This window comes from Streptomyces sp. NPDC001093 (assembly GCF_040298985.1).
Taxonomy (GTDB): domain Bacteria; phylum Actinomycetota; class Actinomycetes; order Streptomycetales; family Streptomycetaceae; genus Streptomyces.
This window is the reverse complement of record NZ_JBEPBF010000186.1, coordinates 1-14192: the sequence shown is the minus strand read 5'-3', so window position 1 is coordinate 14192 and position 14192 is coordinate 1. Positions and strand designations below refer to the sequence as shown.

Sequence of the window (14192 nt, the reverse complement as noted above, 5' to 3'; positions counted from 1 at the left end):
GCACCCCGCCGGGCGCGGCGCGGGGCGCTCACGGTCGCGGTACGCCGGCGGGCGCCGACTCCTGGCGCAGCCGGCTGTACCGCTGGGACATGAAGGCGTCGCCGTACGCGTTCGTGTCCCCGTTCTTCGTCCTGTTCGGGGCGTTCACGCTGGTCCCGCTGCTCTACACGGCCTGGTACTCGCTGCACGACGTGCAGCTGTCCTCGCTGGACCACCAGACCTGGGCGGGCCTGGACAACTACAAGAACCTGTGGTCGTCGGACTTCTTCTGGAACGCCCTGAAGAACACCCTGACCATCGGTGTCATCTCGACCGTGCCGCAGCTGCTGGCCGCGATCGGGCTCGCGCATCTGCTGAACTACCGGCTGCGGGGCTCGACCGTCTGGCGTGTGGTGATGCTGACCCCGTACGCCACCTCGGTGGCCGCGGCGACCCTGGTGTTCACGCTGCTGTACTCGTGGGACGGCGGCATGGTCAACTGGATCCTGCACTTCTTCGGCGTGAACCCTGTCAACTGGCGTGAGTCCGACTGGGGTTCGCAGTTCGCGGTGTCGTCCATCGTGATCTGGCGGTGGACCGGCTACAACGCGCTGATCTATCTGGCGGCCATGCAGGCGATCCCGACCGATCTGTACGAGTCGGCGGCGATCGACGGCGCCAACCGCTGGCAGCAGTTCCGGCATGTGACGATCCCGCAGCTGCGGCCGACGATCCTCTTCACGGTGGTCGTCTCCACCATCGGCGCGACCCAGCTCTTCGGCGAGCCGCTGCTGTTCGGCGGGGTCAGCGGCTCCAAGGGCGGCTCCGACCACCAGTACCAGACGCTCGGTCTGTACATGTACGACCAGGGCTGGATCATCGGCAACCTCGGCAAGGCGTCCGCGATCGCCTGGTCGATGTTCCTGATCCTGCTGGTCATCGCCGCGGTCAATCTGCTGCTCACCCGACGGCTGAGGAAGTCCCAATGACGACCGGTGAACTGACATTGCCCCGCAAGGCCGTCCGGCGCCGGGGCCGGATGGGCGCGGGCAGACAGCTGCACGCGGGCCCGGTGACGTACGTCGTGCTGACCGTCTTCGCGCTGGTCTCGCTCGCCCCGCTGGTGTGGACGGCGATCGCCGCGTCCCGCACCGACCGGCGGCTCGCGCAGACACCGCCGCCGCTGTGGTTCGGCGGCAACCTGTTCAAGAACCTGCAGACGGCCTGGGACCAGGCGGGGCTGGGCACCGCGATGTTCAACTCGGTGATCGTGGCGGGCACGATCACGGTGAGCACGGTGCTGTTCTCGACCCTGGCCGGCTTCGCCTTCGCCAAGCTGCGGTTCCGGTTCTCCAGCCTGCTGTTGCTGCTGACCATCGGCACGATGATGATCCCGCCGCAACTGGCCGTCGTACCGCTGTATCTGTGGATGTCGGACCTCGGCTGGTCCAACCAGCTGCAGACGGTGATCCTGCCGAGTCTCGTCACCGCCTTCGGTACGTTCTTCATGCGGCAGTACCTGGTGCAGGCGCTGCCGACGGAGCTGATCGAGGCGGCCCGGGTGGACGGGGCGAGCAGCATCCGGATCGTCTGGCACGTGGTCTTCCCGGCGGCGCGGCCCGCGATGGCCGTACTCGGCCTGCTGACGTTCGTGTTCGCCTGGAACGACTTCCTGTGGCCGATCATCGCCCTGAACCAGCAGAACCCGACCGTGCAGGTGGCCCTGAACTCGCTCGGCACCGGATACGTCCCGGACCAGGCGGTGATCATGGCGGGCGCGCTGCTGGGCACGCTGCCGCTGCTGGTCGCGTTCGTGCTGTTCGGCAAGCAGATCGTGGGCGGGATCATGCAGGGCGCGATCAAGGGCTGACACCTCCTGTGCACGGGGGCCGGGCCACCGCCGCCCCGGCCCCTCCTCCGCCTCCTCCCTTCCCCCTCCATCGACCCCTGGTCTCCTACGACCCCATTGGGAGCGCTTCCATGCCTCAACCCGTTACCTCCGTGACCTTTCCTCCCGCCTTCCTCTGGGGCGCCGCGACCTCGGCCTACCAGATCGAGGGGGCGGTGCGGGAGGACGGCCGCACCCCCTCGATCTGGGACACCTTCAGCCATACGCCGGGCAGGACGGCCGGCGGTGAGACCGGTGACATCGCCGTCGACCACTACCACCGCTTCCGCGAGGACGTGGCGCTGATGGCGGAGCTGGGCCTGACCGCGTACCGCTTCTCGGTCTCCTGGTCCCGGGTGCAGCCCACCGGCCGGGGCCCGGCGGTCCAGCGCGGCCTGGACTTCTACCGGCGTCTGGTGGACGAGCTCCTCGCCCACGGCATCAGGCCGGCGCTCACCCTCTACCACTGGGACCTGCCGCAGGAGCTGGAGGACGCGGGCGGCTGGCCGCAGCGGGACACCGCGTTCCGGTTCGCCGAGTACGCGGGGCTGGTCGGCGAGGCGCTGGGCGACCGGGTGGAGCAGTGGATCACCCTCAACGAGCCCTGGTGCAGCGCCTTCCTGGGCTACGGCTCGGGTGTCCACGCCCCCGGCCGTACCGACCCGGCGGCCTCGCTGCGCGCCGCCCACCACCTCAACCTCGCGCACGGTCTCGCGGCTTCCGCCCTGCGCTCGGTGATGCCGGCCCGCAACGAGATCGCGATCAGCCTCAACTCCTCCGTCGTACGGCCCTTTTCGCAGGACCCGGCCGACCTGGCCGCGGCCCGCCGGATCGACGACCTGGCCAACGGGATCTTCCACGGCCCGATGCTGCACGGGGCGTACCCCGAGTCGCTGCTCTCCGCGACGGCCTCGGTCACCGACTGGTCGTACGTCCTGGACGGCGACACCCGCACGATCAACGTCCCGCTGGACGCGCTGGGCCTGAACTACTACACCCCGGCCCTGGTCTCGGCCGCGTCCGGGGAGGTCAAGGGCCCCCGGGCGGACGGCCACGGGGCCAGTGAGCACTCGCCGTGGCCGGGCGCCGACGACGTGCTCTTCCACCAGACCCCGGGCGAGCACACGGAGATGGGCTGGACGATCGATCCGACCGGCCTGTACGACCTGCTCATGCGCTACACGCGCGAGGCACCGGGTCTGCCGCTGTACGTGACCGAGAACGGCGCCGCCTACGACGACAAGCCGGACCCCGAGGGCCGCGTCCACGACCCCGAGCGCATCGCCTACCTGCACGGCCACCTGTCCGAGGTCCGCCGCGCCCTCACGGACGGCGCCGATGTGCGCGGCTACTACCTGTGGTCCCTGATGGACAACTTCGAGTGGGCGTACGGCTACGGCAAGCGCTTCGGCGCGGTGTACGTCGACTACACGACGCTGGAGCGGACACCGAAGTCGAGCGCGCGGTGGTACGGGGAGGCGGCGCGGACGGGGGTGTTGCCGGCGGTGGAGGCCGACTAGAGACGAACGCGGCCCGTCCGGAGCGGGCCGCGTCTCCTCAGAGCTGTCAGACGCGCACGTGTGCGATGCCGCCACACGCCCGGTCTCCGCAGGGTCAGTTGAAGGCGCCGAACGCCTTCGAGAAGGCGAACGTGTCCTGGACTACGGAGCTGCACGTGGGGTCGGCGGAGTTCTTCGCGCCGCCTGCGCACTGCTTGTCGCGGGCCGCGGACCACATCGACAGGCCGCCGAGGCCCTTGGACTTGGCGAAGTTCACCAGCTGGGTGGCGTCGTCCACCTTGAAGATCTCGGAGGAGACGTCGTTGACGCCGATCATCGGCGTGACGGCGACCGTCTTCCAGGCGGCGCCGTCGGACAGGCCGAGGACGCTCTTGACCTGGGCCTGGGTGGCCGTCGCGGCCTGCTGGGCGTAGTCGCCCATGTCGCCGTTGTACGAGGCGCCGTAGTCCATCGCCATGATGTTGACGGTGGAGACCTTCACGCCGTTGGACTTGGCGTTGGAGAGGAGGTTCACGCCGTCCTGGGTGAGGCCCTCGGGCATCACCGGGAGGGTGAAGGAGACGTCCAGGCCCGGGTGCTGCGCCTGGAGCTTCGCTATCGCCTTCGCCCGGAGGGTGTTCGCCGCCGTGTTCGGCAGCGCGCCGCCCTCGACGTCGAAGTCGACCTTGGTCAGCTTGAACGCGTCGACCGCCTTGCCGTACGCCGCCGCCAGCGCGTCCGCCGAGGAGCAGGTGGTGGCCAGTTCGGAGCCGGACGCGCCGCCGAAGGAGACCCGGACGTCACCGCCCTTGGCGCGCAGCGAGCCGATCTGCGCGGCGACGGCGTCGCTGGTCAGGTCGGTGACACCGCCCCACTTGGGGGTGCAGCCGCCGCCGTCGGTGATGAACGCGAGGTTGTAGTTCTTCACGCCGGTCGCGTCGGCCGCGCCGACCAGGTCGAAGGCCGGGTAGAGGGAGGTGTCGACGTACGGTGCGAAGCCGGCGGAGGCGGTGGTGCCGCTGCCGGTCGTCTGCGAGGCGGTCGGGGTCGGGGTGGCCGTCCTGGTCGGGGTGGGAGTGGCGCTCCTGGTCGGGGCGGCTGTCGGGGTCGGCGACTGGGTCGCGGTGGGACGGCCGCTGGGCTCGGGGGTGGCGCCGCCGTCCGCGGAGCACTGGGAGTTGTCGATACGACAGCCCGTCGGGTCGCCCTTGCCCTCGACCACGAAACCGACGGTCACCGACTTCCCGGCGGCGAGGCCCTCGGTGTCCCACTTCGCGGGCTTCACGGTGACGTGCGAGCCGCTGACGCTCGACTCGCCGTTCCACAGGGAGCCGAGCCGGGCGCCCGCCGGGAGGTCGAACTCCAGGGTCCAGGTCTTCTCGGTCTGGCCGCTGTTGTTGGTGACGACGTACTGCGCGGTGTAGCCGGTCGACCAGTCGCTGGTCTTGGTGTACGCGGCGTTCACGCCGGCCGCGTTGGCCGTGCCGGTGAGCAGGAGCGCGCCACCGCCGACCACGGCCGCGGCCACGAGACCGCCTATCGCCTTGTTCCTGCCACTGATCCTGCGCCGGTGCGTGGTCATGCGCGTGCCTGCCTTCGCTGTTCACGGGGGTGAGGTGCGGCAGCACGCTAGCGATCCGGAATCGGGCAAACGGCCTGATCCGGACGGCCGTTGCAGACCTTAGGGTTCGCTTAAGGAAGGGATCGGGGACGATTAATGGTCGAGACCACTGGGGACCGGTTTGCCCGATCGGCGTCTTCGGACACGGCCCCGCGCCACCGGCCGCCGCCCGTCCAGCTGGAACCAGATCCGCACCTCGGTGCCGCCCAGCACCGAGGTGCCGACCCGGACGTCCCCGCCGGTGGACTCGGCGAGCCTGCGCACGATGTCGAGCCCGAGTCCGGTCGAACCGGCGCTTCCGGAGCCGCGGCCGCGGGCCATCGCCGCCTCCGGGTCGGCTATGCCGGGGCCCGCGTCGGAGACCAGCACGATCACCGCGTCCTCGCCGTTGTGCACGTCGACCGCGAAGGCGGTGCCCTCGGCGGTGTGCCGGAACACATTGCCGAGCAGGGCGTCGAGGGCGGCGGCCAGATCGGCGCGGGCCACGGGTATGCGCACCGGCCGCTCGACTCCGGCCACCCGCCACTTGCGGCCCTCGTCCTCGGCGAGCGCGGACCAGAACTCCATGCGCTCGCGCACCACTTCGGCCGCGTCGCACCCGGCACCGGGGCCGGGGGCGGCGGTCTGCGGCTTGGCCTCCCGGGCCGTACGGATGATGGTGTCGACCTCGCGCTCCAGCTGGGCGACCGCGGCCCGGGTCTGCTCGGCGGCCGGTCCGCCGCCCAGGGAGGCCGCGTTGAGCCGCAGCACGGTCAACGGCGTACGCAGGCGATGCGAGAGGTCCGCCGCCAGCTCTCTCTCGTTGGCGAGGAGCTGGACGACCTGGTCGGCCATGGAGTTGAACGCCACGGCCGCGAGCCGCAGTTCGGTCGGACCGTCCTCCGGCACCCGGGCGCCCAGCTTGCCCTCGCCCAGATCGTGCGCCCCCTCGACCAGCCGCTGGGCGGGCCGCACCATACGCACCCCGAGCCGGTCGGCGACCGCGACCGAGCCGACGATCAGCGCGAGGCCGACGGCCGCGAGCACCGCCCAGGCCGTGCCGACGCCGTTGGTCACCTCGGCCTCGGGGACGTACACCTCGACGACCGCGATGTCACCGGAGCTCAGCGCGACCGGCTGCAGCAGCGTGGAGCCGCCGGCCACCGAGGTCGTGGAGGCCCGGCCCAGCTTCCGTACCGCCTGGATGTCGCGGTCGGCGGCGCGCCGGCGGCCGATGTCCAGGGCGGACCGGCCACCGTCGGCGGGCAGGTGCACGGCCATCCCGGAGTCGGCGCCGGCCGAGGCCACCACACGCTCCAGTTTGTCCCGGTCGGTGGTGATGGACAGCGCGGGCGCGACGGCGGCGGCCTCCCGCTCGGCGTTCGAGAACGCCCGGTCGCGGGCCATCTCCTTGACGACCAGGCCGAGCGGGACCGCGAAGGCGACCACGACCATCGTGGTGACCGCCAGGCAGACCTTGACCAGAGCCCATCTCATCGCACCGGCTCCCCGTCGGCCGGGGGTTCGAGCTTGACGCCGACCCCCCGGAGGGTGTGCAGATAGCGGGGCCGGGCGGCCGTCTCCCCCAGTTTCCGGCGCAGCCAGGACAGATGGACGTCGATGGTCTGGTCGTCGCCGTAGGACTGCTGCCAGACCTCGGCGAGCAGTTCCCTGCGCGGGACGACCACCCCGGGGCGGCCGGCGAGGAAGGCGAGCAGGTCGAACTCGCGGCGGGTGAGGTCGAGGCGGATCCCGTCCAGCTCGGCCTGGCGGCGCAGCGGGTCGACGGTCAGGCCGCCGACCCGCAGCACGGAGGAGGGCGCGGCCTCCGTGCCCCCGGAGCGGGCCCGGCGCAGTACGGCCGCCATCCGCGCGGAGAGGTGCTCGACGGAGAACGGCTTGGTCAGGTAGTCGTCCGCGCCGGCGTTGAGCAGCCGGACGATCTCCGTCTCGTCGTCCCGGGCGGTGGCGACGATCACCGGCACGTCCGTGATGCCGCGCAGCATCTTCAGCGCCTCGGAGCCGTCCAGGTCCGGCAGTCCGAGGTCCAGGACGACCACGTCGAAACGGAAATGGGCGACCTCGCGCAGCGCCTCCAGTGCCGTACCGACGCTGCGCACGGTGTGTGCGGCCTCGGTCAGATGCCGGATGAGCGCCGAGCGTACGAACTGGTCGTCCTCGACCACGAGCACACTTGCCATGCGCCGCACCGTACGCCATGCGGCCCGCACCGGGCGGACGCCTGTGGATAACTCGGGGCGTGTGCGCACGGCGGTCCCCCTGGGGCAGTATGGCCCGCGATGCGCAGAGGACTCGTACACGTACTGGCGTGGCTGCTCGCGACGGGAGCGGCGGTCACGCTGTCGTGGTGGGGTGTGCACACGGTGATGGCCGGGACGGCGTACGACCCGCCGCGCGCCCTGCCGGTCACGGCCGCCGACGCGACGGCCCAGGGCTCGAAGTCCCTGAACTCGCCGACGCACCGGCCTCCCTCGTCCGCCGGCCCGTCGCCCAGGCCGCCGGCCACGGCCCCCGCACCCACCCGGACCTCGGGCCCCTCCCCCACCGCCTCCTCGTCCCCGTCCGTGTCCGGCCGGGTCAAGTCGTACGACACCGACGGCGGCCGGGCCGTGTTCGACCTCGGCCCGTCCAGTGCCACGCTCGTCTCGGCGACGCCGGGGACCGGCTGGTCGATGCAGGTGTGGAAGACCGAGACCTGGATCCGGGTGGAGTTCAGCAGCGGCACGGAGCGGGTGTCGGTGATGTGCACCTGGCACGACGGGCCGCCGCATGTGGACATCGGGAACTACTGAGCCCACGCCCGGGAAGAGCCGGGTCAGCTGAGCCCCGTGCTCGGGCAGAGCCGGGTCAGCGGAACACCGACGGCGGCGGGGCCGGGGAGGCCACGGCCGCCGCGTCCGTCACGGGGGCCGCGCCGCCCGTGAAGTCGGTGAGCGGCTTGCCGTGTTCGACCCGGCCCGGGTGCGGGTCGGAGGCGGCGCGGCGGGTGAGTTCGGCGACGGGGAGCGGGGTGTCGGAGGCGACCAGGACGGCGTTGCCGAAGCGCTTGCCGCGCAGGACGGCGGGGTCGGCGATCAGCGCGAGCTCGGCGAACCGGGCGGCAGCGGTGGCGATCTGGCCACGCAGATGGGCGAGCGGCGGGCCGTCGGCGAGGTTGGCGGCGTAGACCCCGTTCGGCTTCAGGGCCCGGCGGACCTCGTCCAGGAACTCGGTGGAGGTGAGATGGGCCGGGGTGCGGGCGCCGCTGAAGACGTCCGCGATGAGCAGGTCCGCCCAGCCGTCGGGCACCTTGGCGAGGCCCGCGCGGGCGTCCGCCGATCTGACCCGGATCCGGGCGTTCGGGTCCAACGGCAGCTCCCGGCGGACCAGTTGGACCAAGGCCGCGTCCCGCTCGACGATCTGCTGGGTGGAGCGGGGCCGGGTTGCGGCGGCGTACCGGGCGAGGGTGAACGCGCCGCCGCCGAGATGCACGACGCGCACGGGCTTGCCGGGAGGGGCGACGAGGTCGATGACATGCCCGAGACGGCGCTGGTACTCGAAGGAGAGATACGCGGGGTCGTCCAGGTCGACGTGCGACTGGGGCGCGCCGTCGATCAGCAGCGTCCAGGCACGGCCTCGGTCGGGGTCGGGCACGAGCTGTGCGAGCCCGCCGTCGACCGCCTCCACGACGGCTTCGACGGCCGCCGGCCTGCGCCGCGTGTGCTGCGCCTTCCGCGTGCTCCTGGACCCACCCATCGAACCATTGTCGCAGCCCGCCGGGGCCCGCGCCGCACAGACAGCCACCGCCCTCCCGACCGACCGGTCCGCTCCACCGGCTGCTGTCGGTCCCCCGACCCGCGGATCGTTTCACCGGCAGCCGTCCGCACCTCGACCGACCGGTCCGCTCCACCGGCTGCCGTCGCCCCCCGACCGGGCCGGGCCGCTCCACCGGCAGCCGCCCGCCGCTCGACCAGCCGAGTCGCTCCACCGAAGCCGTCGCCCCCTCGGCCGGCCGGGCCGCCCCGCCGACAGCTGTCGCCCCCCGACCGGGACGGATCGTTCCACCGCCAGCCGTCGACCCGTCGGCCGGCCAGTCCGCTCCACCGACAGCTGTCGGCCCCTCGGCGAGCCCGGGCCGCTCCACCAGCCGCTGTCGGTCCCTCGAGCGGCGGATCGTTTCGTCGGCAGTCGTCCGCGCCTCGAGCGGCCGGGTCGTCTCACTGGCAGCCGTCGGCCGCCTCGATCAGCCGAGCCGCCTCTCCGAGGGCCCGGCGCAGCACCATCGGGTCGGTGGCGAGGTCGGCCTCGCCGGGCGGCAGCAGCCAGTCGGAGCCCTCCACCGGCGGCTCGGGGTTCAGTCTGAGTCCGCGCCCGTCGGTCTCCGTACAGGTGCTGCCCGGCACGTCCCAACCGGCCGCCGTGCCCGCCGGAACCAGGAAGCCGAGGGTGGCGCAACCGCCGTCGTGCAGCACGGGCCCCATCGCCTCACCGACGCCGCGCCGCAGGATGTCGACCGCCTCGAGACCCTGCCGCGCCGGTACCGTCACAAGGTCGCAGGCCGCCGCGTCCACGCAGTCTCCCCCGGCCGACGACGGCGACGTACAAGGTTCGTTGCTCTGGCTGGACTCCCTGGTCTCCATGACGGCCTCCACCACACAGCCCTGTTGCGGTCCACGGAGTCCAACGCGCAAGCCCGTCAACGGCTACGCACAAGTGCGCCGCAAAGAATGGCACTTCATGGCAGATCGTGGATGAGATATCCGGTTTGTAGCCAAACACTGCGTGGCGGGTCCTTCACAGCAGGTACGTTCATGCCCGCCGGAACCAGGGCGCCACTCGGACAACTCGTCGCGTATCGCCCCGGCCCCGGCATGGTTCGACGGTTCGCACGAGAGGACCCGGCCATGGCGTCGTCAACCGAGACCTCGTCACAGCCCGAACGGCCACCACGGCCGAACCTCGCCTTCCGGCACCTGCGCGGCAGGCGTTCACCGGCCGAGTTCGCGGCGCTCGTACGGCGCGCCGCGCGCGAGATCGGTGAGCGGGTGAGTTGTGACGCGCGGTACATCGGCAGGGTCGAGGCGGGCGAGATCCGCTGCCCGAACTACGCGTACGAACGGGTGTTCCTACACATGTTCCCCGGCCGCACGCTCACCGACCTCGGCTTCGCGCCGCGCTCGGCCGTCCGCGGCCGCGCGGCGCGTCCGGCGGCGGAGGTGCCCGGGGAACCCGTCGCCGACCAGGCGCCCGGTGAGTCGCATGAGTCACGGGGGGCTGCAGAACCGTATGACACGCAGGACCCGTACGGCGCGCCAGAACCGTACGCGAAAGACCATCTGAACCACGAGGAGAGCGACGTGCTGCGTCGCGCATTCATGACCGGCGGAGGCGCCACGGTTGCCGCCGCCACGCTGGCCCCGCTGGGGCTCACCACGGACGCCGCGGCCGCGGTCCGGACCGCCCGCCGGCCCGGGACCCCGGAGGCGCTCGCCCTGGAGGAGGCCGTCCGCCGGATCCGGCTGCTCGACGACCGGCACGGCGCGGACGGCCTCTACCGGCGCGCGGCGGCTCCGTTGCGCGCGGCCTACGCACTCCTGGACGCCGGCGCGACCCGGCAGACCACCGCCGAACGGCTGCACTCGGGCGCCGGCGAACTCGCCATCTCCGTGGGCTGGCTGGCGCACGACTCCGGCCGCTTCGACGACGCCCGCTCGCACTACGCGGAGGCGCTGGCCACGGCCCGTATGACCGGGGACCCGGCGCTGGAGGCGCACGCCTTCTGCAACACCGCGTTCCTGGCGCGGGACGCCGGCCGCCCCCGCGAGGCGGTCCGCGCCGCGCAGGCCGCACAGCGCGCGGCCGCGCCGCTGGGCTCGGCGCGCCTGATGTCCCTGCTCGCGCTGCGGGAAGCCGGCGGCTGGGCGGGGCTCGCCGACCGCACCGGCTGTGAACAGGCGCTCGTCCGGGCGCAGGCGCTCTTCGCGCGGGGCCGCTCGGACGCCGACCCCGAGTGGATGAGCTTCTACGGGGAGGCCGAGCTGGAGGGTCTGGAGGCGCAGTGCTGGTCCATGCTGGGCGACTGGCGGCGCGCGGCGCGGCACGCGCGCCGGGCTGCGCATCTGCAGGATCCGCACTTCACCCGCAACATCGCGCTCTACACCGCGGAACTCGCCGACGACCTCGCGCGTGAGGGCCGTCCGGACGAGGCGGCCGCCGCCGGTTTGCAGGTGCTGTCGTTGCTGGACCAGGTCCAGTCCTCACGGATCCAGAGCATGCTGGCCGGGACGGCCCGGGTGCTGTTGCCTCACCGGCGCGCGTCGGGGGTCTCCGAGTTCCTCGACCGGCATGCCTCGGTGCCGAGGACGGCGAGGGCGTAGGCGGAACGGGAGCAGTGTGGCTATCCCGCCAGGTGCCCCAGGTCGTTCCAGCTCTCGATCGCCGGTTCCCCGTAGGCCCATCCCAGCACGGACAGCGACGTCGGGTTCAGGCGTATCCGGGCGGCGAAGTCCAGCGGCAGGCCCAGCCATCGCGCGCCTATGGAGCGGAGGATGTGGCCGTGCGCGAAGACCAGGACGTCGCGGTCGGCCGACCGGGCCCACGCCACCACCTCGTCCGCGCGCGCGGTCACGTCGGCGATGCTCTCCCCGTCCGGCACCCCGTCCCGCCAGATCAGCCAGCCCGGCCGGACGGCCTGGATCTGGGCCGGGGTCATGCCCTCGTAGGCGCCGTAGTCCCACTCCATGAGCGTGTCCCAGGTGGTGGCCCGGTCGCCGAAACCGGCCAGTTCGCACGTCTCACGCGCGCGTGCCAGCGGACTCGTGCGCACCTCCGCCGCCGACAGCCCGTCCAGCGGGGCCCGGTGCAGTCGCTCGCCGAGCAGTTTGGCCCCCCGCCGGCCCTCCTCCAGCAGCGGTACGTCTGTCCTGCCGGTGTGCTTGCCGGACAGTGACCAGTCCGTCTGTCCGTGCCGGGCCAGCAGGATGCGCGGTGCCATGGGAGACCTTTCCGGGAGCGAAGGGGACCCTCCCATCATCGCTCAACCGGTTCCGGGGCAACCCGGCGGGCGATCTCGGCGTCTTCGTGGGCCGGAGCGCCCTCATGGGCGGGGACACGGACACCGTAAAGTGACACGGTCGCCCTGCGGGGCGGACCGCAAGCGACAAGGGGGAGGACGATCGGATGCCGCAGACCGAGACACCGGGCACCGAGGTGCTCCCGCGTACCCGGCTGCGCTGGTGGACCGAGCTGCCCCTGATCCTCCTCGTCTACGGCTGCTACTCGGCCGGCCGCCTCCTCGCCCGCGGTGACGTCTCCTCCGCCATCGACCACGGCCTGGCGATCCTGCGCCTCGAGCAGACCCTGCACCTCAACGCCGAGCACCCGCTCAACCGGCTGTTCACGCGCGAGCCCTGGCTCGGGGTGCCGGCCGACTTCTGGTACGCCTCGCTGCACTACCTGATCACGCCCGCCGTCCTCGTCTGGCTGTTCCGCAGGCGCGCCGAGTACTACCGGCGGGCCCGGACCTGGCTGATGACGTCCACGTTCCTCGGCCTGATCGGCTTCACGCTGCTGCCGACCTGCCCGCCCCGGCTGCTGTCCGCCGGCCACGGTTTCGTGGACACCATGGCGCACTACAGCTCGTACGGCTGGTGGGGCGGCGAGGCGAGTGCGCCGCGCGGCATGGGCGGGATGACCAACCAGTACGCGGCCATGCCGAGCCTGCACGTCGGCTGGGCGCTGTGGTGCGGGGTGATGCTGTGGCGGCACGGCGGCACGCGCGGGGCGAAGATCATCGGTGTCCTCTATCCGCTGGGCACCGCGCTCGTGGTCATGGGCACCGCCAACCACTACTTCCTCGACGCGGTCGCCGGTGTGGCCGTGATGGGCGCCGGCCTGCTGCTCGCGCCGCGCGTCATGCGGCTCCTGGACCTGGTCCGGGCCCGCCTGTTCCCGCGCCGCACACCGGTCACGGACGGCACGGGTTCCCCGATTGTCAGTGCCGGATGCCAGACTTCCGCGGGTGAGCGAATTCCACGGCAGCGCGAGTCGCAGCTCGACGCCGGGGCCGAACCCGACGCCTCCCCCCGCGACGCGGGAGAAGGGGCTGCGGCACCGGCTCGCTGAGCTGCGCGGTCCCGACGTACCGGCCAAGGCCCTGGACGCGCGCGCCCTCGCGGCACTCGCCGCGAACCCCGGGTGCGCGCGGCGGGCGATCCTGGACGGCGCCGGGGTCGACAAGGCACGGCTGGCGAGCGCGCTGGGCGCGCCGTCCGGATTCGGGCAGTCGCAGTTCGCGCTGACCCGGGGGAACGCGTTCGAGACGAAGGTGAAGGCGGACGGCGGCGCGGCACTGCTGCGGCTGGCGCACGCCCGGCTGGATCCGGGCGCCGAACCGCCCCAGGGGGCCGCCGTACCCGACCTGACGGCGCACGGCCCCGAGGGGCGGACGGCCCGTACGGCGCTGGCGCTGCGCGAGGCCACGCGGGCGGGCGGCTGGACCCTGCTGGACCACCCGATGCTCGCCCTGGACGTGGCCGGCTCGCTCGCCTTCCTGGAGCCGGACGCGGTGGTGGTGCACCCGGACGGCAGCTGGTCGGTGGTGGAGATCAAGTCCTTCCCGATGCTGGACGGTTCGGCGGACCCGGCGAAGGTCGGCGCGGCGGCCCGGCAGGCGGCGGTGTACGTGCTGGCCCTGGAGGAGGTGGCGGGACGGCTCGGCGCGGAGCCGGAGGGGGCCGCCGGTGCCGAGGGGGCGCCGCGCGTGCATCACCGGATCCTGCTCGTGTGCCCGAAGGACTTCTCCAACCTGCCCGCGGCATCCGCCGTCGACATCCGCAAGCAGCGCGCGGTCACCGCCCGCCAGCTGGCCCGGCTCACCCGGATCGAGGAGATCGCCGGGACCCTGCCCGAGGGCACGTGCTTCGCGCCCGACCGGAGTGCCGAGGAGCTGACGGCGGCCGTCGAGGCGGTTCCGGCGACGTACGCGCCCGAGTGCCTGTCCGCGTGCGAACTGGCCTTCCACTGCCGGGAACGCTCCCGCGAGGAGGGCGCCGTCACCCGTCTGGGCCGGCCGCTGCGCGCCGAACTGGGCGGTCTGACCACGGTCGAGGACGTCCTCGCGGCGGCCCGCGGCGAGAGCGGCGACCCGGCCGACCCGGCGGTCGCGGCGCTGCGCAGGGCGGCCGCCCTGCGCGCGGAGGCGCTGACGGACGCGGCCCACCGGGAG

The 14192-nt window shown here is 72.7% G+C and carries 13 protein-coding genes; 7 read left to right on the top strand and 6 right to left on the bottom strand.

What is annotated here, in order from left to right; genetic code table 11:
* The 3 genes from ABT288_RS46135 to ABT288_RS46125 form a co-directional block, all read left to right on the top strand.
* Positions 1-968, top strand: a 968-nt coding sequence (locus tag ABT288_RS46135) for a carbohydrate ABC transporter permease (protein ID WP_351621935.1), incomplete at its 5' end; no start/stop codon positions are given.
* Complete coding sequence (locus ABT288_RS46130) at positions 965-1849, top strand: carbohydrate ABC transporter permease (protein ID WP_351621932.1); 885 nt, start codon at positions 965-967, stop codon at positions 1847-1849. The genes ABT288_RS46135 and ABT288_RS46130, both read left to right, overlap by 4 nt.
* A 110-nt stretch (positions 1850-1959) precedes the next feature.
* Entirely contained in the window at positions 1960-3387 is a 1428-nt protein-coding gene (locus tag ABT288_RS46125; RefSeq protein WP_351621929.1) for a GH1 family beta-glucosidase, read from the top strand.
* 94 nt (positions 3388-3481) lie between these two features.
* Here ABT288_RS46125 and ABT288_RS46120 read toward each other — a convergent pair whose 3' ends face one another.
* The 3 genes from ABT288_RS46120 to ABT288_RS46110 form a co-directional block, all read right to left on the bottom strand.
* Positions 3482-4948, bottom strand: coding sequence for a glycoside hydrolase family 18 protein (locus ABT288_RS46120; RefSeq protein WP_351621926.1), 1467 nt, complete (start codon positions 4946-4948; stop codon positions 3482-3484).
* A gap of 132 nt (positions 4949-5080) precedes the next feature.
* Entirely contained in the window at positions 5081-6463 is a 1383-nt protein-coding gene (locus tag ABT288_RS46115; RefSeq protein WP_351621923.1) for a sensor histidine kinase, read from the bottom strand.
* Positions 6460-7167, bottom strand: a complete 708-nt coding sequence (locus ABT288_RS46110) for a response regulator transcription factor (protein WP_351621921.1) — start codon at positions 7165-7167, stop codon at positions 6460-6462. Before ABT288_RS46110 ends, ABT288_RS46115 begins: the two co-directional genes overlap by 4 nt.
* A 99-nt stretch (positions 7168-7266) precedes the next feature.
* On the opposite strand from ABT288_RS46110, the gene ABT288_RS46105 reads away from it, so the two are divergent.
* Positions 7267-7779, top strand: coding sequence for a hypothetical protein (locus ABT288_RS46105; RefSeq protein WP_351621918.1), 513 nt, complete (start codon positions 7267-7269; stop codon positions 7777-7779).
* A 55-nt stretch (positions 7780-7834) separates the two neighbouring features.
* Here the strand turns inward: ABT288_RS46105 and ABT288_RS46100 are convergent, their stop codons facing one another.
* A complete protein-coding gene (locus ABT288_RS46100; RefSeq protein ID WP_351621915.1) occupies positions 7835-8722 on the bottom strand; it encodes a spermidine synthase in 888 nt (295 codons plus the stop codon).
* 461 nt (positions 8723-9183) lie between these two features.
* Positions 9184-9606, bottom strand: a complete 423-nt coding sequence (locus ABT288_RS46095) for a hypothetical protein (protein WP_351621912.1) — start codon at positions 9604-9606, stop codon at positions 9184-9186.
* Positions 9607-9870: 264 nt separating this feature from the next.
* On the opposite strand from ABT288_RS46095, the gene ABT288_RS46090 reads away from it, so the two are divergent.
* Positions 9871-11343: an NsdA family TPR-like regulatory protein gene (locus ABT288_RS46090; RefSeq protein ID WP_351621909.1), complete on the top strand. Its 1473-nt coding sequence runs from the start codon at positions 9871-9873 to the stop codon at positions 11341-11343.
* Positions 11344-11363: 20 nt separating this feature from the next.
* Here ABT288_RS46090 and ABT288_RS46085 read toward each other — a convergent pair whose 3' ends face one another.
* Entirely contained in the window at positions 11364-11960 is a 597-nt protein-coding gene (locus ABT288_RS46085; RefSeq protein WP_351621906.1) for a histidine phosphatase family protein, read from the bottom strand.
* Positions 11961-12145: 185 nt separating this feature from the next.
* On the opposite strand from ABT288_RS46085, the gene ABT288_RS46080 reads away from it, so the two are divergent.
* The gene (locus tag ABT288_RS46080; protein WP_351621904.1) at positions 12146-13090 is read left to right on the top strand and encodes a phosphatase PAP2 family protein; all 945 of its coding nucleotides are present in this window, start codon (positions 12146-12148) and stop codon (positions 13088-13090) included.
* Positions 12987-14192 (top strand): hypothetical protein (locus tag ABT288_RS46075; RefSeq protein WP_502973003.1); only part of this gene is annotated, 1206 nt, incomplete at its 3' end. The genes ABT288_RS46080 and ABT288_RS46075, both read left to right, overlap by 104 nt.